This window comes from Deinococcus aerius, assembly GCF_002897375.1.
Taxonomy (GTDB): domain Bacteria; phylum Deinococcota; class Deinococci; order Deinococcales; family Deinococcaceae; genus Deinococcus; species Deinococcus aerius.
Genome location: NZ_BFAG01000022.1, coordinates 34,557 through 58,077, shown reverse-complemented (window position 1 = coordinate 58,077; position 23,521 = coordinate 34,557). Strand labels below are relative to the sequence as shown.

The window sequence follows — 23,521 nt, the reverse complement described above, 5'->3', positions numbered from 1 at the left end:
GCGGTGTCGCCCGCGGCCCGGCGCGCCCCGGCGGCCTCCCGCCACGCGGCCCCCGCCTCGGCGAGGAGCCCGCAGGCCTGCGCGCAGCGCCCGAGCTGGTCGAGGACCTCCAGCCGCCGGGCCTCCTCGGCGCCGGGCGGCCAGAGGTCGAGCGCGCGCCCCACCGCCCCGGCGGCGTCGCGGTAGGCGTGCAGGCGGCACGACGCCTCGGCGGACGCGAGCAGCGCCTCCCGCGCCCGCCCCGGCTCCCGGCCCGCCAGCCAGTGTTCCGCCGTGACGCCCGGCGGGGCTCCCACCTCCTCCAACCGGGCGGCGACCTGGCGGTGCAGGGTGCGGCGCCTGGACCACGGAATACCCGCGTAGATCGCGTCGCGGACGAGGGCGTGCCGGAACGCCGCGCCGCCCCCCTCCTCCACCAGCCACCCGCCCCCGGTGAGCGCGTCGAACGCCTGCTCGTCGGCGAGGTCGAGGAGCAGGTCCGCGTCGAACGCGGGACCCAGCACGGCGGCTAGCTCGGCGGCGGCCCGCACCCCCGGCGGGAAGCGGTCGAGGCCGAGCCCGATGGCCTCGCGCAGGGTGAGCGGCACCTCGACGGCGGCGCCGGGCGCGAGGTCGAGCCGACCGTCCGCCCGCGGCGCGAGGCCCCCGTTCCCCTGCAATGCCGCCGCGAGTTCCTCCACGAACAGCGGCACGCCCTCGCTGCGCGCGTGCAGTATTCCCGCCAGGGCCGGGGTCAGGGGGGCGCCCAGCCTCGCGCGGGCGAGTTCCGCCGTCTCCGCCGGGTCCAGCGGCCCCAGGTGAAGCTCCTCCAGCACGCCCGCGCGGCGCAGCTCCTGCCGGGCGCGGCGCAGGGGGTGCGCGCGGGGCAGTTCCTCGGACCGGAAGGTGCCCACCACGAGCACTGGCCGGTCCGCGAGCCCGCCGACCAGCGCGGGCAGCAGGTCGAGCGTCGCGTGATCCGCCCACTGCAAGTCCTCCAGGACAAGCGCGGTGGGGCCGCTCTCCATGAGCGCCCGCAGGGCGCCGCGAATGGCCTCGTGCAGGGCTGCCGGGCTGTTCCCGTCCTGCGAGGGGGCAGGGCCGAGTTCGGGCAGCAGGGGCGCGAGGTAACCCCTCAGCGGCAGGTGGTCGAGCGCCCCGGGTGAAGCGGCCAGCCCCGCCCGCAGCACCGCCGCGATGGGCGAGAAGGGCGCCGCCAGGCGGGTGTCCCGCGACGGGCCGCGCAGCACCGGAAGCCCCTCCGCGAGCAGGAAGGAGTCCACCAGCCGCGTCTTGCCGATGCCCGCCTCGCCCGACACGAGGACCAGGCCGCCCTGGCCCCCGCGGGCGCGCTCAGCGACCTCCCGGAGCGCGGCCTGCTCCCGCGAGCGGCCCACCAGGGTTCCCCGGCCCCCATCCTGGCGCCGACCCTCCATGATTCCCCCAGCGTACCCCCGTACCGACCCCGCGGACGTACCGTAGGACCCCGTACCGGCCCGCCCGGCCCCGCGCCTACTGTGAAAGTCGCTGGGTGGGAGACCCGCCGCCCACGAGGGAGGACCCTATGACCACGACGGCGACGAGTTCGGAGATGCAGGCGCTCAAGGCCCGGCTCAAGGCGACCTGGGAGAGCGGCGACTACGGGGTGTTCGCCCGGTACCTGGAACCGGGGGCGCTGACGTTCCTGGAGCGGCTGGACCTGAGGCCCGGGGAACGATTTCTCGACGTGGCCTGCGGGGCGGGCCAGCTCGTCATCCCAGCGGCGCGGGCGGGCATCGACGCGGCGGGGGTGGATATCGCCGCCAACCTGATCGAGCAGGCGCGGAAACGGGCCACCGCCGAGGGTCTCCCCGCCCGCTTCGACGAGGGCGACGCCGAGGACCTGCCATACCCGGACGCGAGCTTCGACGTGGTGAGCAGCCTCTTCGGCGCGATCTTCGCCCCCCGCCCCGACCGCGTGGCGGCCGAGTTGCTGCGGGTGTGTCGGCCCGGCGGGCGCATCGTGATGGGCAACTGGACACCCGGGGGCTTCATCGGCGGCATGTTCAGGCTCATGGGCCGCCACGTGCCGCCCTCCCCCCTGATGCCCTCGCCCATGCTGTGGGGGGACGAGGCGACCGTGCGCGAACGCCTGGGCTCCGGTGTGCGGGAAGTGCGCTTCGAGCGGGTCGCGTATCCCTTCGTCTACCCCTTCGGCCCCGCCGAGGTCGTCGAGTTCTTCCGCACCTACTACGGCCCCACCAACCGCGCCTTCGCGTCGCTGGATGAGGGCGGCCAGGCGGCCCTGCGCGCCGAGCTGGAGGCGCACTGGGCCGGGCACAACCAGGCGACCGACGGCACCACCCGGCTGGACTCGGAATTGCTGCGTGTGGAGGCCATCCGCGCCTGACCGTCGCCCCGCGAAAAGGTGAGCCCGCCGCCTGCATTAAGCTTTGACCAATAAGGCCAGGGCACGCCTGAGATGGCGCGTCATCCCCGGGCGGGGCACACTGGAGGGACCCGGTTCCGAGCCCGCCGCGCGCGTGGGCCACGCAGGGAACCAGCCTGGGGCCAGCACGGGGGGCCGCAGGTGGATGGGTGGGAGAGCCCGGTAGAAGCCGTCCCACCCCCCGATCCACCGTCATGCTGGACCGTTCCCGCGTGGGGAGAGCGGGTGCGCCTGACCCCGCGGGTCGTGGCGCCTCCGCCCGCTCCGCAAAGAGGCTGGAAGCAGACGCCCCGACAACCGGGCGGGGATCGCCCTGATGTGGCCCCGCCCGGGAGCCGCGGCACGACGGCCCCGGTCAGAATCGGTCCCCCGCGAGGGTGAAAGGGGTCTTCCGGCCACGCCGCCGGGACGAGTTGCCCCGAGATGTCCGGCGACGCCCCTCCCGAGGACCCACCCACCGCGACACGCTGAGGGACGGCTGCCCGCCTCCGCGCAGAAGCCCGTCCCTCCTGGCCTTGACAGACCCCAAGCCAGGGCGCAGAATCAAACCGAACCGTACGGTTTGATTGGAGGAGGTTTGGCCCCCGAAACGCCCCGTGCCCGCGCCAAACGGCAGCAGATCCTCACTGCCGCGCGCACCCTGTTTCTCTCCCAGGGCTACGCGCGCACGAGTACCGACGCCATCACCGAGGCCGCCAGCGTCAGTAAGCAGACCCTCTACGCCTACTACCGGGGCAAGTCCGAGCTGCTCGCCGCGACCGTCGCGCAGGAGCTGAGCGCCCTGGACCTGGGCGGCCGCGTGCAGGACCCGCCCGCCACCCTGCCCGAGCTGCGCGCCCGCCTGCTCGCCTTTGCCGGGGCCGTCACCGGGCATCTGCTGGAGCCCGACGCGCTGGCCCTGCTGCGGCTGCTGATCGGCGAGGCGATCCACCTGCCCGAGCTGCGCGCCACCCTCCGCGAGGCGTTCCCCGCCCGGCTGCTCGGGGTCACCGAGGGGCTGCTCCGGGAGGCGCACGGGCGCGGCCTGATCTACGCCCCCGACCCCCACCTCAGCGCCCGCATGTTCGTGGGACCCGTGATGAGCTTCGTGGCCCTCGACGGCCTGTTCGGCGACGCGCCCCCCCAGCCCCCCGGGGAGGCCGCGCTCGCCACCCTGATCGACCTCTTCCTCCGCACCGTCAGCGTGAAAGGAGAAGCTCCATGACGACCGCCACAACGGAAGTCCTGATCTCCGGCGCGGGCCCGACCGGCCTCTTCCTCGCCCTGTGGCTCACCCGTCTGGGGGTGCGCGTGCGCGTCGCCGACCCCCGGAGCGGCCCGGTGCGGGAGACGCGCGCCATCGCCGTGCAGGCCCGCACCCTGGAGTTCTACGACCAGCTCGGCCTGGGGGAGGAGGCCCTCGCCCGCGGGCGGCACTTCGACCGCCTGAACCTGTTCGTGCGCGGCGACCTGCGGGGCGCGGTGCGCTTTCGCGGCATTGGCGACGACCTCACGCCGCACCCCTACCTGTACATCCTGACCCAGGACCAGAACGAAGAGATGCTCGCCCAGCACCTCGCCGCGCTCGGCGTGCGGGTGGACTGGGAGACGGAGGTGACGGGCTTCACCGGGGACGAAGGCGGCGTGACCGCGACCCTGGAACGGGAGGGGCGGGTGGAGACCGTCCGGGCCTCCTACATCGCGGGCTGCGACGGCGCGCGCAGTCTGGTCCGGCACGTCGTGGGCGTCCCCCTGTCCGGCGGCACCTACGAGCAGCGGTTCTACGTCGCCGACGTGGAGCTGGGCGGCAAGGTCCGGGAGGGCGATGTCAACCTCGTCCTCTCGGGCGACGACTTCCTGGCCTTCTTCCCCATGCCCGAGCCGCGCCGCCACCGCGTCGTCGGCCAGCTTCCCCCCGGCACGCCCGAGGACGCCACCTTCGACCTCGTCCGGCCGCGGATTGAGGCGGATGGCCTCGCCCGGGTGGGGCAGCTCCACTGGTTCAGCACGTACCGGGTGCACCACCGGGTCGCCGACCACTTCCGCGCCGGGCGCGCCTTTGTGCTGGGGGACGCGGCGCACGTGCACACCCCCGTCGGCGGGCAGGGCATGAACACCGGCCTGGGGGACGCGGCGAACCTCGCCTGGAAGCTCGCCGGGGTCCTGCGCGGCGGGAACGCCGAACTCCTGGACACCTACGAGCCCGAGCGCCGCCCCTTCGCGGTCTCCCTGGTGAACACCACCGACCGGGTCTTCACCGGGGTCGTGGGGCACGGCGCCGCGGCCCGCGCGTTCCGGCTGGGGGTCGTGCCCACGCTGCTCCCGGTCCTCGCCCGCTTCGGGGCGGTGCGGCGCCTGCTGTTCCTCACGATCTCGCAGACGCGGCTGCACTACCCGGACAGCCCGCTGAGCGTGGGGCACGCCGGGAAGGTCCGGGGCGGCGACCGCCTGCCCTGGGTGCCGCACCGGGGCGGCAGCAACTTCGACGCCCTGAAGTCGCTCTCCTGGCAGGTCCACGCCTACGGCGGCGCCGACCCGGAACTCCTGGCCTGGTGTGAGCGGTGGGGCGTTCCCCTGCACGTCTTTCCCTACGGCGCGGCAGCCCGGCGTGCGGGGCTGGAGCCCTGCGCGGCCTACCTCGTGCGGCCCGACGGGTACGTGGGGCTGGCGGCGCCGCGGCTGGAGGTCCGCGCGCTCGACGCCTACGCCGCCCGGTGGCTGACGAGGGAAGTTCAGGCGTCGCCCGCGCCCGTCCCGGTCCTCGCGCACTGACGGCCTGCGCCGCTTCGGGGAATCGGCGAAGCTCCACCTGCCCCACGTATCCCTGCCGCGCTGACGACTGGAAACAAAGAATCAAGCCCCTCGCCTCGTCCCTGGGGCGGGGGCAACCCTCCGGCTTCACCCGGCCGGTCTATGTGGGATGGCCCTACTTTAGGAGGCTTCTGTCAAGGTTTGGTGCGGAAACCGGACAGGGACCTTGACGCAGCCGAAAGCTGCGGGCCTGCGGGAAAGGCCCGTCCGTCCCCAATCCCCCGCATTCAGGGTGCCCTGCGGCCTGTATCGGCGGACGCGGGGGGAGTTGCGTCCCCGCCAGCGGGCGAAGCCTGCCCGGCGCGCTCCCCCCGCAGGCTGAGGTGTTCGTACACCACGAGGGCCAGGACGAGGGCGGTGAGCAGCAGTAGCGCCGCCAGCGCGGGTAATCCATCCCCGAGCAGGGCCAGCAGCCCCACCAGGCCGCCCGTCAGCGCGCGGGCGCCCAGAATCCGGGCGGGCAGGCGGCACGGCCCGGCCCACTGCACCACGCTGACCGCCGCGAGGAAGAGGGCCAGCCCCCCGCCCAGCAGCAGCCGGGTGGGGCCCCCCAGGTGGCCGTGGGTCACGTCCTCGAAGGCGCGCTCCAGCCCGATGGAGGCCGCCACGATGGAGGCGAAGACCAGCAGGTGCGTGTAGCCGTACACGAAGCTCAGGTACAGCGCCCGGGTGCCGCCCCGGATGGCCCGGTTGATCACGCTGTCGTCGGCGTAGTCGAAGTACAGCCACCAGACGGCGAAGGCGAGGGCCAGGCCGCAGGCGGCCACGACGGCGCTCGGCCACCCCTGGACATGCTCGCCGCCCGTCGCCACGGCGAGGACCGACTCCCCCAGCACGATGATCGTGAAGAGGCCGAACCGCTCGTCCATGTGCGAGACCTGCCGGGGCAGCTCCCGGGTGCTGACGTACGCCCAGATCGTCGCGGCGATCTCCAGGGCGAGCGCCACGCCCCACACCACGTACCGCTCGGGCAGGGGCAGGAGCAGCGACAGGGCCCACAGCGCCGTGCCCAGGGCGAAACTGAGCGTGTACTTGGCGTTCAGTTCCCGCCCCTCGGGCAGCGCCCGCCACGCCCAGAGGTACAGCAGCGTCAGCGTGAGGCGCATCCCGAGGTACGACCCGGCGAAGAGCGCGGGCTCGCCCTCCACCACCCGGGGCAGCCCGACGGCCAGCCCCAGGGACAGCGCGAGCTGGCCGAACATCAGCAGGCGCCCGGCGACCTCGGGCAGCTCGAACTGGTCCACCCAGTAGCTGATGCCGATCCAGGCCCACCACACCGGCACGAAGAGGCCGAGAAAGGTCAGCACCCCGCCCGGGCGGGGGTCCTCCAGCAGCAGGCGCCCCAGGTTGCCCACCGCGACGACGAACACCAGGTCGAAGAACAGCTCCAGCCAGCTCGCGTGCCGCCCGCCGCGCTCGGCACTTCCGGCGACCCGCACGAAGCCGCCGCCCAGGAAAGATGACCGCCGCATGCCCCAGTGTGCACCAAGCTCAGCCTTGATCTCTCCGGCTGAGCCTGGTCCCGGGCTGCCCCCGCCGCCCCGATCCGGTGGTACAACCGGGGGGCCCCCGGCCCTCGTTCGGCCGCCCTGACCCTCCCCCCGCCCAGAGAGAAGGAACCCGCCATGAGCCACGTCACGACCGCGCAACTCCTCACCCGCCTCGAACGACGCCTCCACGAACTCGGAGCCTGGCGCGACGCCGCCCGGCTGGACCTGGGGGAGGGAAGTTTCTTGGCCCACGGGTCGGGGAGTCCCGTGCCCATCCGGGTGGGGGAGCCCTGGCCCTCCCGCGCCTTTCCGGTCACCCTGCACTTCGGCGCCCGCGTCCCGCCCGAGTGGGCGGGTCAGCCCGTCGCCCTGCGCCTCGACGTGGGCGGCGAGGGCCTGCTGAGCGTGAACGGCAGGCCAGTGGGCGGCCTCAACCCCTACCACCGCGAGTACCCGATCGCGGCGCAGGGCGGCGAGCCCCTGACGGTCGAGGTCCAGGCCAGCCCCAAGGGCCTGTTCGGGAGCCCCGTTCGGCAGCCCGTGCTGGGGACCGCCCTCCTCGTCCTGCCCGACGGGGACGTGCGCGCCCTGCACGAGGACCTGCTCGCCGCCCACGACGCGGCCACGCACCTGCTGAGGGGAGGCAAGGTGGCGGTTGCCGACCGGCTGGCCGACCTCCTCGACCGGACCTTCCGGGAGATTCCCCTGCCGAGGGCGGACAGCGCCGAGTACCTCGCCCGCGCCGTGCAGCAGGAGGCGCAGGCCGCCCAGATCGCCTCCATCTGGGACGAGTGGGAGTTCGGGCGCCCGGATGTGCCGCCGTACCCCGAGGAATGGCGACCACGGCTTCGGGCGGCCCGGGAGATGCTGACCCGGGGACTGGCAGACCTGCGCGAACAGTACCCGGCGGAGGGCGCCCTCGCGCTCACCGGACACGCCCACATCGACCTCGCCTGGCTGTGGCCGCTGAGTGAAACCCGGCGCAAGGCCCGGCGCACCTTCTCCACCGTCCTGAGCCTGATGGACCGTTACCCCGACTGCACCTTCAACCAGTCCACCGCCCAGCTCTACGAGTTCGTCCGGGAGGATGACCCGGAACTGTTCGCGCGCGTCCAGGAGCGGGTGGCCGAGGGGCGCTGGGACATCGTCGGGGGCATGTGGGTCGAGCCGGACGGCAACCTGATCTCGGGCGAGTCCTGGGCGCGGCAACTGCTGTACGGGCAGCGGTACTTCGAGCGGCACTTCGGGCGGCGGGCGCGGGTGTGCTGGCTGCCGGACACCTTCGGCTACGCGGCCAACCTCCCGCAGTTTCTGCGGCAGGGCGATCTGGGGTACTTCTTCACGACCAAACTGAACTGGAACGAGACGAATACCTTCCCCCACGACCTGTACCGCTGGGAGGGGATCGACGGCACGCGGGTCCTCTCGCACTCCTTCCTCAACCCCTCGCCCGCGCACGGGTACAACGGCAGCGTCGCCGCGCTCGACGTGCTTCAGACCTGGCAGAACTTCCGGGGCAAGCGCACGCACGGCGCCTCGTTGTTCTCCTTCGGCTGGGGGGACGGGGGCGGCGGCCCGACCGCCGAGATGCTCGACCGCTACGCCCGGTTGCGCGACTTCCCGGGGCTGCCCCGGCTGCACATGACCCGGGTGGCGGATTTCTACGACGGGGTGGACCCGGCGCCCCTTCCCGTGTGGGTGGGCGAGCAGTACCTGGAACTCCACCGGGGGACGTACACCACCCAGGGCCGGGTGAAGGGGCTCAACCGCCGCGCCGAACACACCCTGGGGGAGGCGGAGGCCGCGAGCGTCCTGGCGACCCGCCTGCTGGGCGCGGCCTATCCCCGCGAGGTCCTGACGGGGGCGTGGCAGACGCTCCTGCGCAACCAGTTCCACGACATCCTGCCGGGATCGAGCGTGAAGGCCGTGTACGACGACGCCGTGCGGGAACTCTCGGGGGCGCTGGAGACGGCCAGGGGCATCCGCGACGCCGCGTTGGGTGCCCTGACCGACGCCGTCGCCGGGAGGGACCGCGTGGTGGTGTGGAACCTGACCCTGGAGGACGTTCCGCTGAATGTCGTTCTGGACGCTGACCGTCCCCTCACCCTCCAGACCCAGGGCGGTCAGCCCGTCCGCAGCGAGTTCCACGGGGGCAGGCTCTACGTGCAGGGCGACGTGACGGTGCCGGGCCTGGGGTATCTCACCCTGACGGTTTCGAACGCGGACGCTCCGGCGGGTGAGGTAGAGAATCCGGGCAGCGACCTCGTGCTCGACAATGGCCTGCTGCGCGTCGTGGTCGCCCCGGACGGCACCCTCTCCTCCCTGTACGACCTGCGGGCTGGGCGCGAGGCCCTCGCCGACCGGGGGAATCAGCTCTGGGCCTACGTCGACCTTCCCCGCGAGTGGGACGCCTGGGAGGTGGACGCCGACTACGCGGGGGAGGGCGAGGAGCTTCTGGCCGCCGAGCCGCCCCAACGTCTGCCCGGTGAACTGCGCCAGGCCGTGCGGGTGGTGCGCCGCCACGGGGAGAGCACGATTATCCAGACCTACGAGCTGCGCCGGGGCAGCCCCCGCCTGGACATCCACACCGAGGTGGACTGGCACGGGCGCCGCACCTTCCTGCGGGCGCTGATGCCGCTGAACGTCCGCAGCCCGCATGCCAGCTTCGAGACGGCCTACGGCACGGTCACCCGCCCTACGCACACGAACACCAGTTGGGACGCCGCCCAGTTCGAGAAGCCCGCCCACCGCTGGGCCGACCTGAGCGAGGGCCGCTACGGGGTGAGCCTCTTGAACGACGGCAAGTACGGCCATTCCAGCCTCGGGAACGTGTTGGGCCTCAGCCTGCTCCGTTCCCCCGTCTGGCCCGACCCGATCGGCGACGAGGGGCGGCACACCTTCACCTACGCCCTGTACCCCCACACCGGGGACTGGCGAAACGGCACGGTGCGGGAGGCGCACAGCCTGAACGCCCCGCTCCTCGCTTTCCATTCAGGTCGGGAAGGTGGAAGTCAGCCCCCCACCGCCCGGCTGCTGGCGGTGACGGACAGCAATCTCCGCCTCGGCGCCCTGAAACTGGCCGAGGACACGGATGGGGTGGTCGTGCGGCTGTACGACGCGCACGGGGACCGGGGAACGCTCGACCTCGCCAACGCCCTCGGTGTGGCGGGCTGGAGCAGGGTCAACTTTCTGGAGGAGCCGGACGGGGAACCGGCCCGGGAGTACACCCCCTACCGGGTCGTGACGCTGCGCGAGCAGGAGGCGCGGCTGCCCTGACGATGGAGGGGTTGGCCCCGCGTCAGCCCACCTGAATGTCCTCCAGCCCTTCGTCGCCCAGGCGCGCGACCGCTGCCCGGTGGTCCGGGTCCTCGAACGCCTCCAGTTCGAGCGCGAGTTGCCGCAGCTTGTGGGCGCGCAGGGCCTCCTCCACCGCCTGCTCGATAAAGGCGCTGGCATCTTTCACCGCGCCCTGGCGGACGAGATCACGAACACGGTCCCGCGTTTGCCGGGTGAGGGTGACCTTGACCTTCTCGGCTCCGGGCATAGACCGCTCCTCTTTTGATCGTACCCCCGAAGCAGTTGACAGAAGAACAGACCCGGTGGGGAGGACCCCTCACCCAACCCTCTCCCCAGGGAGAGGGCTTTTCTGACCCCTCTACCAGGGGGAGAGGGGCGCTGCGAAGCAGCGGGGTGAGGGGTCTTCTTCCGTCCACCGCTCTTGAGCAGGACAGATCGGGGGGAAGGGTGGCCGTCTCCAGCCGTCCCACTTGTCTTATTGACATGTCATGTCCGGTCGAAACTACACTTCCTATACCAACAAGTCCCAGCGTTCGGCGGTGCCGGAAGCGCCCCGCCCCGGAGGTGTGATGGCCTGACTCGCCGCCCGCCTATCGTCCTCTCACGCCGTGGAGGTTCCCCTATGAGGTTTTGCTCCCGCACGCTCACCCTCGGCCTGACCGCCGCCGCGCTGCTCGCGCCCCGGGCCGCCGCGCAGACCACGATCACCCTCTGGGGCGACTGGACGGGCGACGGCGAACGCCAGATCAACACGATGGTGAACGCCTTCAACGCCTCGCAGGGCGCCGTGCGCGTGCGCTACGTGCCCCAGCAGGACATCATCACGAAGTTCCTGACCGCCGCGACCTCGGGGCAGGTGCCCGATGTCATCGTCTGGGACCGTTTCCGCACCGCGCTCTACGCCCCCAAGAACGTCCTCGCGCCCATCGACAGCTACCTCACGCGCGACCGGGTGAACATCCGCGACTTCTACCCCGAGGCGGTCAAGGAACTCTCGTACGGGGGCAAGATCTACGGCCTGCCGCTGACGGTGGACGCCCGCGCCATCTTCTACAACAAGAAGCTGCTGGCCGAGGCGGGCGTGCAGCCCCCGCGCACCTGGGCGCAGCTCGAACAGGCGGCGATCAAGCTCACCAAGCGCGACGCGAACGGCAAGCTGGTGCGCTCGGGCTTCCTGATGAACGACCCCGGGCTCTTCAACATGTACCTCCAGCAGGCGGGCGGCTCCATGCTGACGCCCGACGGGACGCGGACGAACTTCAACAGCCCGGCGGGCCTGAGTGTCCTGAGCTTCTGGGACCGGATGATCAACAAGAACAAGGTCTACGAACTCGGCTTCGGGCAGGGCGAGGCGAACGCGCAGGACCCCTTCGTGACCGGCAAGGCGGCGATGATCTACACCGGCCCCTGGAGCATCGACGGCTACCGCAAGTACGGCAAGGACCTCGACTTCGGGATCGTCCCGCCGCCCGCCGGGCCTACGGGCGCGCGCGGCTCCGTGATGGGCGGTTTCGGCCTCGCCATCCCGCAGGCGTCGCGCAACAAGGACGCGGCCTGGACCTTCGTGAAGTGGTGGCTGGCCGATCCGAAAAACGCCCTGCTGTGGGGCAAGACGAGCAACAACATCCCCGGCAACCTGAAGGCCGTGAACGACCCCTACTTCCAGAACGACCCCTTCTGGAAGCCCATGACCGACACGCTGAAGTTCGCGCGCATCCGCCCGCCCGTGCCCGGCTACCCGCCCATGGAGGGCAACGCGCTCATCCCGAACCTGCAACTCTTCCTGGAGGGCAAGCAGGACGCGCGCACCACCCTGCGCAAGGCCCAGGAGGCGGGCGACCGCATTCTGCGCGACAACGCCAACCCCTGATGGCCAACCCCTGATGAGAGGGGCGGGGCCCGCCCAGCGCCAAGGCCCCGCCTCCCGGAGCGTTCATGTCCAGACTCCCCCTCCTCCTCCTGCTGGCCGCCCTGAGTCTCGGGGCGGCCCGGGCCTTCACCCCCACCCCCTCCGACCCGCGGGCGATGATGCAGGCCTTTGTCCGCGCCTACTGGGACCCGGAGAAGGGCTACTTCTACACCTATTCCGACCGGAGGACCCACCCGGAACACGGCGTGGGGCCCGTCGGCGGCCTGTACTCCGACTTCTGGTGGGAGGCGCAGCTCTTCGACCTCGTGATGGACGCCTACGGGGCGACCGGGGACGCGGGTTACAAGACCATGATCGGGGACGTGTGGGACGGCTTCACGAATGAGTTCCCCACCTTTCCGAACGACTACAACGACGACCTGGGCTGGTGGGCGCAGGCGGCGATCCGCGCCTACGGCCTGACCGGCGAGCGGCGGTACCTCGACACCTCCGGCGAACTCGCCGACCGCATCTGGGAGGACTGGGACGACCGCTACGGCGGGGGCCTGTGGTGGAGGCGCTCGGTGCGCGACCAGAAGAACGTCGCCACGAACGCCCCTTATGTCAACACGAGCGTGCGGCTGTACCAGGCGACCGGCGACGCGAAGTACCTCGACCGCGCCAAGGCCGCCTACGCCTGGGTCAAATCCCGCCTCGTGGACGGCCCGCGCGTGTACGACCACGTCGAGGGCGAGGGGAACGGCACCGTCATCACCTGGGACTTCACGTACAACTTCGGCAACTTCGTCCTCGCCGCGCTGGCCCTGCGGGACGCGACGGGCGACGACGCCTATCTGAGGGACGCGAAGACGGCGATGGACTGGGCGCTGGGGAACCTCACCCAGAACGGGATTTTTCTGGACGAGGGCGCGAACGACGGCGGCGGCTTCAAGGGCGTGACGGTGCGCGCGCTGAAACGGCTCGCCGGGGAGCCGGGCGGCGGGGTGTACCTCGCGGCGCTGCGGGACCAGGGGGCGAGCGCCTGGAACGCCAGGCGGGCGGACGGGCTCGTCGGGACTGCGTGGGATGCCGTTCCCTCCGCCGACCCCATCCAGAGCCTCACCGCCGGGTCCGCCGTCGCCGCCGTGCTGAACGCGGGCGCCCAACCCGCCCGCATCCCCTGGAAGGACGGGCGCTACGAGGCCGAGAACGCGCAGAAACTCGGGGTGGATGCGGCGAGCCGGGCGCCGGGCTACTCGGGGCGCGGGTACGTCAACAACTTCCGCTCGTTCGGGCAGGGGGTGGCCTTCGACGTGAACGCCCCGCGGGCGGGCACCTACCGGGTCACCCTGCGGTACGGGGCGGGCGGCGGAAACGCCTCGCGGCAACTCGTCCTCAACGGCGCGGGGCGGCTGGTGAACTTCCCCGCCACGCCGAACTGGAACGCCTGGGGCACGGTGAGCACGAGCGTCACCCTGCCGCAGGGGCCGTCGCGGCTCACCGTCTTCTTCGGGCCCGAGAGCTACGGCTGGCTCAACCTCGACTCGCTCACCCTGGAGGCCCCGCCGTGACCCGCTGGACGGACGCCGCCCGGGAGGCGCAGGCGGCCCTGAACACCCACTTCTGGGACGGGGAGGCCGCGCTCTACCGGGTCTGCCTGCCCCCCCGCCTGGTGCGCCCCGAGGACCCCTTTCACTACTGGTGGCAGGCGCACGCGCTCGACACGCTGGTGGACGCCTACGAGCGGGACGGCAACCCGGCACATCTCACCCGGGCTGCCGAGTTGGTCGAGGGGGTGCGGCGGGGCAACCACGGGAGCCTGCACAACGACTATTACGACGACATGCTGTGGATGGCGCTCGCGCTGCTGCGGCTGCACGGGGCGACCTCCAACACGCGCTTTCTGGACGACAGCCTCTCCCTCTGGGACGACATTCGCGGCGGCTGGAACGGGCACGAGGGCGGGGGCGTCGCGTGGCGCAAGACGCAACTCGACTACAAGAACACGCCCGCCAACGCCCCTGCGGTGATCCTGGGGGCGCGGCTGTACGAGCGGCTGGGCGAGCGCGAACACCTCGACTTCGCCCTCGCGGTCCTGCGCTGGCTGGAGGCACACCTCATCGACCCCGGGGCGGGTGAGGTCTGGGACGGCGTGGGCCGCGAGGAGCCGGGCCGCATCGACCGCGACTGGGCCTTCACCTACAACGAGGGCACGGTGATCGGCGCGGGCGTGGCAGTGTGGCGGGTCACTGGAGACGGCGCGGCCCTCGACCTCGCGCGGCGGACGGCGATGGCGGCGATGAGAAGATACGGCCCGGTCCTTCCCGCCGAGGGCACCGGGGACGGCGGCCTCTTCAAGGGCATCCTCGTCCGCTCCCTCGGCCTGCTCGCCCGGGAGGATGCGGGGAGTGCGGGGGAAGTGGGGGCGTTCCTGTCGGAGAACGCGGGCGTGGCCGCGCGCCATGTCTCACCCCTCTACAGGCTGAACGGCCCCGACTGGGCCGAGACGCCGACCCTCCCCCTGGACCTCAGCGCGGCGCTGAGCGGCGTGATGCTGCTGGAGAGCGTGGCGGCCAAGCGGGCGTCCTCGCGGGTTGGGACGTAGGGTGAACGCATGACGGGCCTGCTCTACGCCAACGTGATGGCCGAACTCCTGGAGGACGTGCGCCGGGGGCAGTTGCGCGCGGGGAGCCGGGTGCCGGGCGAACTCGAACTCGCGCGGCGCTTCTCGGTGAGCCGCATCACGACCCGGCGGGCCCTGGACCTGCTCGCCCGGGCGGGGATCGTGGAGCGGGCGCGGGGGAGGGGCACCTTCGTCAGCGCGACCCTGCCCGACCTCGACCGGGTGCGGGCCGACCTGGGGCTCGCCGCGCCGGGCAGCGTGGTGGGGGCGTCCACCCTGGGGCTGCTGCTCCCCGACTTCGCGGAGGCGTACGGCCTGGACCTCGTGCGCGGGGTGGAGGCGGCCTGCACCTCGCGCGGGCACAGCCTGCTGCTGCGCCGCACGTACGGCGAGCGCGGGGCGGAGGAGGCGGGCGTTTCCGCCCTGATGCGGGCGGGCGCGCAGGCCCTGATCGTCTTCCCGGTCCACGGCGAACACTACAACCCCGTGCTGCTTCAGGCGGTGCTGGACGGCTTTCCCGTCGTCCTGGTGGACCGTTACCTGCGCGGCATCCCCGCCCCCAGCGTGGCGACCGACAACGTGAGCGCGGCGGCGGCGCTGACCCGCTTCCTGCTCGACCTCGGCCACCGCGGGGTCGCCTTCGTCTCCCCGCCCATCGAGAACACCTCCTCGCTGGAGGACCGCTTCGCGGGCTACCGCGCGGCGCTGGAGGCGGCGGGGCTCCCTGCGCGCCCCGAACTCGCCCTGCACGCGCTGGAGAGCAGCCTGCCCCTGCACCTGCGCCCCGAGAACGTGCGGATTGACGTGGCCCGGCTGGAGGCCTTTATCGCGGCGGCCTCGGGCGTCACCGCGTTCCTGGTGGCCGAGTACACCCTGGCGCTCGCGGTGACCCACACCCTGCGGGCCCTCGGCCGCCGCGTCCCCGAGGAGGTCAGCGTCGCCTGTTTCGACTCGCCCGCCGACCCGCTGGACGGCCCGCTCTTCACCCACGTCCGCCAGGACCAGGAGGCGATGGGGCGCCGGGCGGTGGACCTCGCCGTGACGCGGCTGGAGGGGCAGGAGGTCCCGCTGCGCAACCCCGTGGCCTTTGAGATCGTGCCGGGCCGCTCGACCGCCCCCCCTCCCAGGAAGGAGCCGTCCCCGTGACATTGCAAAAGACGACCACCCCGGTCACCGGCCAGCCTCAGCCCGCGCGGCGCAAGTCCCGCCTGCTGCGCGCCGAGGCCCGCGCCGCCGCGCTCTTCATCTCGCCCGCGATGGGGCTTTTCCTGATCTTCACGGTCGCGCCCGTGCTGTTCGCGTTCGTGCTGAGCTTCTCGCGCTACGACATCCTCACGCCGGTGCGCTGGGTGGGGTTGGCGAACTACCAGCGGCTCCTCACCGACAACCTGTTCTGGCTGGGGGTCCGCAACGTCGGCTTCTACGCGCTGCTGTACGTGCCGAGCATGATCGCGATCTCGCTCGGCCTCGCGCTGGCGCTCAACCGCCGCAAGCCCGGCATGGTCTTCTTCCGCACCCTCTTCTACCTGCCCGCCGTCACGTCGAGCGTCGCGGGCGCCACGGTGTGGTCGTGGATGCTCCAGCGCGACTACGGGGTGGTGAATCAGGTCCTCGGCGTGTTCGGCATCCAGGGGCCCGCCTGGCTCGCCAACTCGGACACGGCGATGTACGCCATCGTGTTCGTGACCCTGTGGCAGGGGCTGGGGGGGAACATCATCATCTACCTCGCCGGACTGGCCGGAGTGCCCAAGTACCTCTACGAGGCGGCGGCCCTCGACGGCGCGACCCCCTGGCAGCAGTTCCGCCACATCACCGTGCCGACCCTGCGCGCCACGACCTTCTTCGTCACGTTCATGACCCTGATCGGCGCCTTCCAACTGTTCGACCAGGCCTACGTGATGACCCAGGGCGGTCCCGGCTACGCGACGACGACGGCGGTGTACCAGATCTACCAGAACGGCTTCACCCAGCTTCAGATGGGGTACGCCTCGGCGCAGGCCTTCGTCCTCGCCCTTGCCATCCTGGTCATCAGCCTGCTCAACCTGCGGCTCAACCGCGACTCGGGGGTGACGTGATGCTGCGAAGACGGGTCAGGCCCCTCGGCGTTCTGAGCGACGTGCTGTTCTACGGGATGCTCATCCTCGTCGCGGTCATCATGGCGATGCCCTTCTACTGGATGCTCGTCACGTCCCTCAAGCCCAACGCGGACATCTTCCGCGACCCGATCCAGTGGTGGCCGCAGACGGTCACCTTCGAGCATTACGTCAAGGCGTTCACAACGGTCCCCTTCGGGCGGTACTTCTACAACTCGTTCGTGATGGCGACGCTCGGCGTCCTCGCCAACCTCTTCCTGGGGTCGCTCGCGGGCTACGCCTTCGCCCGGCTGCGCTTTCCGGGGCGGGAGGCGCTGTTCCGCATGAAGCTCGCCTCGCTCCTCGTGCCGGGGATCATCACGCTGATTCCCAGCTTCATCATTCTGCGGACCTTTCCGCTCGCGGGCGGCAACGACCTGCTGGGGCGGGGAGGCTACGGCCTGCTGAACTCCTACTGGGCGGTGGTCCTGCCGGGGGCGGCGGGGGCCTTCGCGGTGTTCTTCATGCGGCAGTTCTTCCGCACCCTGCCCGACGACCTCGTGGACGCGGCGCGGGTGGACGGGGCCTCGGAGTTCCTGATCTTCTGGCGCATCTACCTGCCGCTGTGCCGCCCCGCGCTGGCGACGCTGGGCATCTTCACCTTCCAGGCGGGGTGGAACCTCTTCCTGTGGCCGCTGATCGTGTTCAATGATCCGAATATGGCGACCGTTCAGATGGGGCTCCAGTCCTTCAGCTTCAACCACAACACCGACTACGGGCCGCTGATGGCCGCCTCGGTCGTCGTGTCGCTGCCGGTGTTGCTCGTCTTTGTCTTCGCGCAGCGGTACTTCACCCAGTCCATCGCCTTTACGGGGACGAAGTGAGGGGGGCGCTCGAAGGGCTCGTCCGGGAGGTCCGGCGCCTGCTGCCCGATCAGCCCGACGTGGCGGGGGTCTTCGCGGGCTGCCTGCCCCATACGCTGGAGACCACGATCACGCGGCGGCCCGACGGCACCACCTTCGTCATCACGGGCGATATTCCGGCGATGTGGCTGCGGGACAGCGCGGCGCAGGTGTGGCCCTACGTGGAGCTGGCGGCGCACGACCCCGAGCTGCGGGAGATGATCGCGGGGCTGATCCGGGCGCAGGCCCGCTGCATTCTGCTCGACCCCTACGCCAACGCCTTCAACGCCGAGCCGCGCGGCCCGGGCCACGAGGACGAGCCCCCCGCCCACCCGCTCGTCTGGGAGCGCAAGTTCGAGATCGACTCGCTGTGCTACCCGATCCGGCTCGCGCACGCCTACTGGCGGGCGACGGGGGACACGGCCCCCCTGCACGGCGAGTTCCGGGAGGCCGCCCGCCTGATCCTCGCCACCCTGCGGTGCGAGCAGCGCCACGCCGAGTGCAGCCCCTACCACTTCTGGCGCCCGAACCCCGTGCTGCCCACCGACAACCTGCCCAGCGGCGGGCTCGGGAACCCGGTCGGCCACACCGGCATGGTCTGGTCCGCCTTCCGCCCCAGCGACGACGCCTGCACCTACAACTACAACCTGCCCGGTAACATGATGGCCTGCGTGGAACTTGCCCACCTGGCGCGGGTGGCGGGGGAGGTCTGGGGCGACGAGGACACCGAGCGTGAAGCCTTTGCCCTGCAGGGCGACATCGAGGCGGGGATCGAGACGTTCGGCGTGGTGAACCACCCCGAGTTCGGGCGGATGTACGCCTACGAGACGGACGGCCTGGGCCGCCACCTCCTGATGGACGACGCGAACGTGCCCAGCCTGCTCTCGATTCCCTACCTGGGCTACCGCCCGGCCCACGACCCCACGTACCGGAACACGCGCCGCTTCGTGCTGAGCCCGGCCAACCCGTCCTTCTTCTCGGGCACGCACGCGAGCGGGGTGGGCAGTCCGCACACCCCCGCCGGATATATCTGGCCCATCGCGCTCGCCATCCAGGGATTGACCGCGACCGACCCGGACGAGCGGGCCCGCCTCGTGCGGACGCTGACGGAGACGACCGCGGGTACAGGGCTGATGCACGAGTCCTTCGACCCGGACGATCCGGCGACCTTCACCCGCCCGTGGTTCGGCTGGGCGAACAGCCTGTACGCGGAACTCGTGCTGCGCCACGTCGCCCTGACCCAGACCCCGGCGGTGAGGGGCTGACGGGAGATCAGCGGGGGGGCACGGGAGGAACGCCTCACGGGGCGGTGGTGCCCGCTCCACGGCCCTCCCCCGCCACCCGCGCCAGTTGCCCCGCCGCGTCCTCCCGCACGGGGCCGCCGTGGTAGGTCAGCACGGCGGTGACGGGGAGCCCGGCGAGCTTCCGCACGCTTTCCCGCGCCTGCCCCATGTCGGGGGTCGCCCGCTCCATCGGGCCGTGAAGCTGGCCCCCGCTGCTCGTCAGGGCGTCGCCGGAGATCAGCACCCCGTCTTGCACCACGAAGAGGCTGAGGTGGCCCACCGTATGCCCCGGGGTCGCCACCACCCGCACGCCGCCCGCCAGGTCCAGCACCTCGCCGTCGTGCAGCGGGCGGGTCACGGCGGCCCGGGGCGGGTTGGCAAAGACGGCCACCATCTCGGGCGGCATGCTGGCGAGCATCTGCGGCGTGGGCTGCTTCTGGCCGGGCCGGTCGCCCTGGACATAGGGCACCTCGGCGTCCAGCGCCAGCACCTCGGCGCCGGTGGCGGCCACCACCGCGGGCAGCGACCCAATATGGTCGAGGTCGTGGTGGGTCACGATGATCCGCCGCACGTCCCCCCAGCCCAGCCCCAGGGCCCCCAGCGCGTCGCGGAGGGCGTCCTGCATGCCGGGGATGCCGGTGTCCACCAGCGTGGCGCCCCTCGCCCCGCCGAGGATCAGGGCGGGGAAGATCGTGGTGGGGCTGCCCATCAACGTCGCCTCGAGGGGCAGGGCGTAGACGTGTTCGCTGAGTTGCAGGGGCGCGGGCATACCCGGAAAGTAACAGGAATGGGGCGGCGCTGCACTCTTCCGGGCCTCCCCGCATTCGTTCCCGGTGACCTGTCTGCCACGGCGGCGTTCGCTAGCCTGCGGGCGTGTCCTACCAGCAACTGAGGGAGCAGCTCGCCGCGCCCTTCCCGTCGCAGCGCGTCTCCTGGAAACCCCAGGCGTTCAGCCGCGACCGGTCCTCGGCGCTGATGGTGGCGTTCGTGGACGCGCGCACGGTGATGGAGCGCCTGGACGCCGTTTGTCCGGGCGACTGGACCTTTGACGTGAAGCTCTTTCCCGGCACCCCGCCCACCGCCCGGGGCCGCCTGACCGTGCTGGGCCTGACCCGCAGCGACGTGGGCGAGGCCGGGGAGGGGGAGGCGGGCACCCTGAAGGCGGCGGCGAGCGACGCCCTCAAACGCTGCGCCGTGCATTTCGGCGTGGGCCGCTACCTGTACGACCTGCCCCGCGCCTGGGTCGCCTGGGACGAGGCGAGACGCGCGCCGGTCGAGCCCCCGAAACTGCCGGACTGGGCGCTGCCAGAAGACGAGCGGGTGACCGGGGCCTCGCACGTGATCGGGGCGCTCGACGCCCTGCGCGCGGGCCTGCCGCAGGACGTGGCGAGGCTGCGCGAGGTGTACCGCCACGTCAAGGCGGCGCTGGACGCGGCGGCCCGGACCTCCTGACGGTCTTTCCCGCCCGGGGAGGGAGTCCATGAGGTGATCGACCCCGGAACATGCGGTAAGGCATTGGATGTCCACGTCGTCCCGGGGGCGGCTCCTCCCCGACTCCCCCTTTCCCGAAAGGGGGTGAACAGGCGCGACCTGCGGCTGCGGCGAGGAGGGGCGCCTCGCAGGTGTTCAGGCCGGTGCCCTGCCCCCGGGAAGCGGTAGGCGTTCAGCCGGGGGCTATTCCCAGAGCCAGGTCCTCCTGCTGGCGGTCGCGGTCCGCGTCGCCGTCCCTGGCCCGTTCCCGGGCACAGCGCCCCGGGCGAAGTCGGCGGGAAAGCCGGATGTACGCGCGGTGCCCACCTCGCTCATGCCGTCACCCCGGGATGGAGGGGGGGCTGGGCCGCCAACGCCGGGTCGTGCAGGATGCAGCGGGCCTGGTGCCCCGGCCCCACGTCGTACATCCTCGGCAACCCCTCGCGGCACACGGGCCGGGCATGCGGACACCTCGGCTCGAAGGGGCAGCCGGGCGGCAGGTTGGTGAGGTCGGGCACCTCGCCGCGCGCCTCGACGCGCTCGGGATGCAGGCCCGCCTCGGGCTTGGGGGCCGCCGACTTCAGCAGCCGCGTGTACGGCATCTGCGGGTGGTCGATCACCCGGTCCGCCGGGCCGACCTCCACGATGTGCCCGGTGTACATCACCGCGATGCGGTCGGCCATGTAGCGCGCTCCCGCGAGGTCGTGGGTGATGAAGAGCATCGAGAGCCCCTCCTGGTCGCGCAGGTCGAGGAGCAGGTTCATGATGTCGAGCCGGATGGACACGTCCAGCGCGCTCGTCGGCTCGTCCGCGAGGATGAGTTCGGGGCGCGCGGCGAGCGCCCGGGCGATCACCACCCGCTGCCGCTGCCCGCCCGACAGCTCGTGCGGCTTCTTGGCGGCGTAGCTCGCGCCGGGCGAGAGGCCCACCCGTTCGAGCAGGGCGCCCACCTGTTCCGAAACGTCCCGCCCCTGCGCCAGCCCGTGAATCCTCAGCGGGCGCGACAGGATGTAGCCCACCGTGTGCAGGCCATTCAGGCTGCCGTAGGGGTCCTGAAAGATCATCTGCACATGCTTGCGAAACCGCCGGAGCCGCGCCCCGCCCATCCGCAGCGGCACCTCCTCGCCCGCCAGGCGCATGGTGCCCGAGGTCGGCTCGTGGAGGTGGCCGATCAGCCGGGCGATGGTGCTCTTGCCCGAGCCCGACTCGCCCACCAGGCCCAGCACCTCGCCGCGCCCGATGGTGAGGTCCACGTGGTTGACGGCGGTGACGCTCTTGCCCGCGCGGCCCACCTTGAACACCTTGGTGAGCCCCCGCACCTCCAGGGCGGTCCCCACATTCATTCGCCCGTCAGTCGCTGGCGAGAGCATGGCCCTCCTCCTTCACGGCGGGCGAATGCAGGAAGCAGGCGACCCGGTGCCCGGCCTCGACCTCCACGTTGGCGGGCTTCTTCACGTCGCACAGGCCCGGCATCCGCGCCGGGCAGCGGTCGAAGAAGGGGCAGCCGCTCAACTCCAGGCTCAGCGGCGGCGGGCGGCCCGGAATGCCCTCACGCCGCTCGCGCTCGCCCGAGAGGGGCGGGAAGGCGGTCATCAGCCGCCGGGTGTAGGGGTGCTTGGGGTGCGCGTAAATCTCGCGCGCCGGGGCCTCCTCCACGATCTCCCCGGCGTACATGATGGCGATGCGGTCACTCATCTCCACGAGCAGCGAGAGGTCGTGGGTGATGAAGATGATGGCGATGCCCAGCTCGCGCCGCACCTCGTCGATCTCCTGAAGGATTTGCCGCTGCACCACCACGTCGAGCGCGGTCGTCGGCTCGTCCATCACGACGAGCTTGGGCTCCAGGGCGAGCGCAATGGCGATCACCACCCGCTGCTTCATCCCGCCCGACAGTTGATGCGGGTAGGCGTCGAGGTAGCTTTCCCGGATGCCGACGAGGCGGAAGAGCTCCCGCGCCCGCGCCTCCAGTTTCTCCTTGTCCTTCACCCCGTGCGCCTGCATGGCGTCGTACACCTGCTCCCGAACCTTGATGACCGGGTTGAGGATGTTCATGCTCGCCTGGAAGACGAGGCTGTACTCCTTCCAGCGCACCCGCCGCAGTTCCTCGGGGTTCATGGCGAGGAGGTCTTTGCCGCCCAGCACGGCCTCGCCGCCGAACACCGCGCCGGGCGGGTCGAGGAGCCGGGTCGCCGCGAAGGCCAGGGTGGACTTGCCGCACCCCGACTCGCCCGCCAGGCCCACGAATTCACCTGGCCTCACGTCCAGGGACACGTCCCGCACCGCCCGCACCGGGCCTCTCGGGGTGACGTATCCCGCGTCGAGGTGCCGGATGGAGAGGAGCGGGCCGTCCGGCTGGGGCGCCACGGCCTGCGGGGCCTTCCCGCGCCGCAGCACCTTCGTCGCCTTGTTCGCGTGGTTGGCCCTGGGGTTGGTGATCTCGTCGATGCCGAAGTTCAGCAGCGCGAAGGCCGTGCCCAGCAGCGCGATGCCCAGGCCCGGCGGCACGATCCACCACCACGCGCCCTGGAGGAGCGCCTGGTTGGCCTGCGCCCAGTACAGCATGGTGCCCCAGGTGATCTTGCTCACGTCGCCCACGCCCAGGAAGGAGAGGCCCGCCTCCGAAAGCACGGCGTACAGCGCGGTGGAGAAGAAGTTGGCGGCGATGAGCCCGGCGAGGTTGGGCAGCATCTCCGCGAAGATGATGCGGCCCGGCCCCTCCCCGGTGGCGATGGCGGCCTGCACGAAGTCTCGCCCACGCAGCGCCAGGGCCTGCCCGCGCAGCACCCGTGCCCCGAAGGCCCAGCCGGTAAAGGCGATGACCAGGATGATCGACCAGACCCCGCCCCCCCGCAGGAAAGCGCCCACGACGATCAAGAGGGGCAGGCCCGGCAGCACCAGGAAGGCGTTGATGACGGTGTTGATGATCTCGTCGGTGCGCCCGCCGAAGTAGGCGGCGGCGATTCCGGCCGCCGTGCCGATGGCGGTCGCCACCAGGCCCGAGACGAAGCCGATCAGCAGCGTGAGCCGCGCCCCATACAGCAGTTGCGCCAGGATGTCCTGCCCCAGGGCGGTGGTCCCCAGGGGATGCGCCGCCGAGGGCTTGAGCCAGGTGCCGAACTCCAGCGAGGTCGGGTCATAGCGCGTCAGCAGCGGGGCCAGAAGGCCCATCAGCAGCAGGATCAGCAGGATGGCCGCCCCCGCCGCGGCCTGCGGCGAGCGCAGCACGAAGCGCAGGCCGCCCACGTTGAAGCGTGGCCTGGGCGTGCGGTTGACCGGAATGACGGTCATTCGAATGCCCCCCATTTCCATCCGTTCGAGAACAGCGCCCGGACGAACGC

18 protein-coding genes are annotated in these 23,521 nt (G+C 71.8%); 12 read left to right on the top strand and 6 right to left on the bottom strand.

Annotated features, from left to right (window positions below):
- Window positions 1-1,415 (bottom strand): ATP-binding protein (locus tag DAERI_RS20925; RefSeq protein ID WP_165794321.1); only part of this gene is annotated, 1,415 nt, incomplete at its 3' end.
- A 128-nt stretch (window positions 1,416-1,543) separates the two neighbouring features.
- On the opposite strand from DAERI_RS20925, the gene DAERI_RS20920 reads away from it, so the two are divergent.
- From DAERI_RS20920 to DAERI_RS20910, 3 genes are all read left to right on the top strand, one after another.
- Complete coding sequence (locus tag DAERI_RS20920) at window positions 1,544-2,368, top strand: class I SAM-dependent methyltransferase (RefSeq protein ID WP_103131384.1); 825 nt, start codon at window positions 1,544-1,546, stop codon at window positions 2,366-2,368.
- 616 nt (window positions 2,369-2,984) lie between these two features.
- A complete protein-coding gene (locus DAERI_RS20915) occupies window positions 2,985-3,611 on the top strand; it encodes a TetR/AcrR family transcriptional regulator (RefSeq protein ID WP_165794320.1) in 627 nt (208 codons plus the stop codon).
- Window positions 3,608-5,158 (top strand): FAD-dependent monooxygenase, encoded by a 1,551-nt coding sequence (locus DAERI_RS20910; RefSeq protein WP_103131382.1) that lies wholly within the window; start codon window positions 3,608-3,610, stop codon window positions 5,156-5,158. The genes DAERI_RS20915 and DAERI_RS20910 overlap by 4 nt, the downstream gene beginning before the upstream one ends.
- Window positions 5,159-5,424: 266 nt before the next feature.
- Here the strand turns inward: DAERI_RS20910 and DAERI_RS20905 are convergent, their stop codons facing one another.
- Window positions 5,425-6,669, bottom strand: a complete 1,245-nt coding sequence (locus DAERI_RS20905; protein ID WP_103131381.1) for a low temperature requirement protein A — start codon at window positions 6,667-6,669, stop codon at window positions 5,425-5,427.
- A 153-nt stretch (window positions 6,670-6,822) separates the two neighbouring features.
- On the opposite strand from DAERI_RS20905, the gene DAERI_RS20900 reads away from it, so the two are divergent.
- Entirely contained in the window at window positions 6,823-9,963 is a 3,141-nt protein-coding gene (locus DAERI_RS20900) for an alpha-mannosidase (protein WP_103131380.1), read from the top strand.
- Between the two features lie 22 nt (window positions 9,964-9,985).
- Here the strand turns inward: DAERI_RS20900 and DAERI_RS20895 are convergent, their stop codons facing one another.
- A complete protein-coding gene (locus DAERI_RS20895) occupies window positions 9,986-10,231 on the bottom strand; it encodes a hypothetical protein (protein ID WP_103131379.1) in 246 nt (81 codons plus the stop codon).
- Between the two features lie 375 nt (window positions 10,232-10,606).
- Here DAERI_RS20895 and DAERI_RS20890 point away from each other — a divergent pair, with 375 nt between their 5' ends.
- The 7 genes from DAERI_RS20890 to DAERI_RS20860 all read left to right on the top strand — a co-directional run bounded on the left by DAERI_RS20890 (window position 10,607) and on the right by DAERI_RS20860 (window position 18,695).
- Window positions 10,607-11,854, top strand: a complete 1,248-nt coding sequence (locus DAERI_RS20890) for an ABC transporter substrate-binding protein (RefSeq protein ID WP_103131378.1) — start codon at window positions 10,607-10,609, stop codon at window positions 11,852-11,854.
- A 65-nt stretch (window positions 11,855-11,919) separates the two neighbouring features.
- On the top strand, window positions 11,920-13,404 hold the full coding sequence (locus DAERI_RS20885) for a glycoside hydrolase family 76 protein (protein ID WP_103131377.1): 1,485 nt from the start codon (window positions 11,920-11,922) through the stop codon (window positions 13,402-13,404).
- Window positions 13,401-14,438: a glycoside hydrolase family 76 protein gene (locus DAERI_RS20880; protein ID WP_165794319.1), complete on the top strand. Its 1,038-nt coding sequence runs from the start codon at window positions 13,401-13,403 to the stop codon at window positions 14,436-14,438. Before DAERI_RS20885 ends, DAERI_RS20880 begins: the two co-directional genes overlap by 4 nt.
- Window positions 14,439-14,447: 9 nt before the next feature.
- A complete protein-coding gene (locus tag DAERI_RS20875; protein WP_201262808.1) occupies window positions 14,448-15,602 on the top strand; it encodes a substrate-binding domain-containing protein in 1,155 nt (384 codons plus the stop codon).
- On the top strand, window positions 15,599-16,531 hold the full coding sequence (locus DAERI_RS20870) for a carbohydrate ABC transporter permease (protein ID WP_103131375.1): 933 nt from the start codon (window positions 15,599-15,601) through the stop codon (window positions 16,529-16,531). Before DAERI_RS20875 ends, DAERI_RS20870 begins: the two co-directional genes overlap by 4 nt.
- Entirely contained in the window at window positions 16,531-17,412 is an 882-nt protein-coding gene (locus DAERI_RS20865) for a carbohydrate ABC transporter permease (protein ID WP_103131374.1), read from the top strand. The genes DAERI_RS20870 and DAERI_RS20865 overlap by 1 nt, the downstream gene beginning before the upstream one ends.
- A complete protein-coding gene (locus DAERI_RS20860) occupies window positions 17,409-18,695 on the top strand; it encodes a glycoside hydrolase family 125 protein (RefSeq protein WP_165794318.1) in 1,287 nt (428 codons plus the stop codon). The genes DAERI_RS20865 and DAERI_RS20860 overlap by 4 nt, the downstream gene beginning before the upstream one ends.
- 34 nt (window positions 18,696-18,729) lie before the next feature.
- Here DAERI_RS20860 and DAERI_RS20855 read toward each other — a convergent pair whose 3' ends face one another.
- Window positions 18,730-19,482, bottom strand: a complete 753-nt coding sequence (locus tag DAERI_RS20855) for an MBL fold metallo-hydrolase (RefSeq protein WP_103131373.1) — start codon at window positions 19,480-19,482, stop codon at window positions 18,730-18,732.
- Between the two features lie 104 nt (window positions 19,483-19,586).
- Here DAERI_RS20855 and DAERI_RS20850 point away from each other — a divergent pair, with 104 nt between their 5' ends.
- The gene (locus DAERI_RS20850; protein WP_103131372.1) at window positions 19,587-20,165 is read left to right on the top strand and encodes a Rad52/Rad22 family DNA repair protein; all 579 of its coding nucleotides are present in this window, start codon (window positions 19,587-19,589) and stop codon (window positions 20,163-20,165) included.
- A 350-nt stretch (window positions 20,166-20,515) separates the two neighbouring features.
- On the opposite strand, the gene DAERI_RS20845 is transcribed toward DAERI_RS20850, so the two are convergent.
- Window positions 20,516-21,553: an ABC transporter ATP-binding protein gene (locus tag DAERI_RS20845; RefSeq protein ID WP_103131371.1), complete on the bottom strand. Its 1,038-nt coding sequence runs from the start codon at window positions 21,551-21,553 to the stop codon at window positions 20,516-20,518.
- Window positions 21,534-23,471 carry a dipeptide/oligopeptide/nickel ABC transporter permease/ATP-binding protein gene (locus DAERI_RS20840; RefSeq protein WP_103131370.1) on the bottom strand — a complete coding sequence of 646 codons (1,938 nt, stop codon included), beginning with the start codon at window positions 23,469-23,471 and terminating at the stop codon, window positions 21,534-21,536. The genes DAERI_RS20845 and DAERI_RS20840 overlap by 20 nt, the downstream gene beginning before the upstream one ends.
- Between the last annotated feature and the right edge of the window lie 50 nt (window positions 23,472-23,521).

What these genes read in the sequence shown, in the direction of transcription:
- DAERI_RS20875 (WP_201262808.1), top strand. Translation starts at nt 14,448, where the DNA reads ATGACGGGCCTGCTCTACGCCAACGTGATGGCCGAACTCCTGGAGGAC.
- DAERI_RS20905 (WP_103131381.1), bottom strand. Translation starts at nt 6,669, where the DNA reads ATGCGGCGGTCATCTTTCCTGGGCGGCGGCTTCGTGCGGGTCGCCGGA.
- DAERI_RS20895 (WP_103131379.1), bottom strand. Translation starts at nt 10,231, where the DNA reads ATGCCCGGAGCCGAGAAGGTCAAGGTCACCCTCACCCGGCAAACGCGG.
- DAERI_RS20845 (WP_103131371.1), bottom strand. Translation starts at nt 21,553, where the DNA reads ATGCTCTCGCCAGCGACTGACGGGCGAATGAATGTGGGGACCGCCCTG.
- DAERI_RS20920 (WP_103131384.1), top strand. Translation starts at nt 1,544, where the DNA reads ATGACCACGACGGCGACGAGTTCGGAGATGCAGGCGCTCAAGGCCCGG.
- DAERI_RS20855 (WP_103131373.1), bottom strand. Translation starts at nt 19,482, where the DNA reads ATGCCCGCGCCCCTGCAACTCAGCGAACACGTCTACGCCCTGCCCCTC.
- DAERI_RS20890 (WP_103131378.1), top strand. Translation starts at nt 10,607, where the DNA reads ATGAGGTTTTGCTCCCGCACGCTCACCCTCGGCCTGACCGCCGCCGCG.
- DAERI_RS20885 (WP_103131377.1), top strand. Translation starts at nt 11,920, where the DNA reads ATGTCCAGACTCCCCCTCCTCCTCCTGCTGGCCGCCCTGAGTCTCGGG.
- DAERI_RS20865 (WP_103131374.1), top strand. Translation starts at nt 16,531, where the DNA reads ATGCTGCGAAGACGGGTCAGGCCCCTCGGCGTTCTGAGCGACGTGCTG.
- DAERI_RS20840 (WP_103131370.1), bottom strand. Translation starts at nt 23,471, where the DNA reads ATGACCGTCATTCCGGTCAACCGCACGCCCAGGCCACGCTTCAACGTG.
- DAERI_RS20910 (WP_103131382.1), top strand. Translation starts at nt 3,608, where the DNA reads ATGACGACCGCCACAACGGAAGTCCTGATCTCCGGCGCGGGCCCGACC.
- DAERI_RS20900 (WP_103131380.1), top strand. Translation starts at nt 6,823, where the DNA reads ATGAGCCACGTCACGACCGCGCAACTCCTCACCCGCCTCGAACGACGC.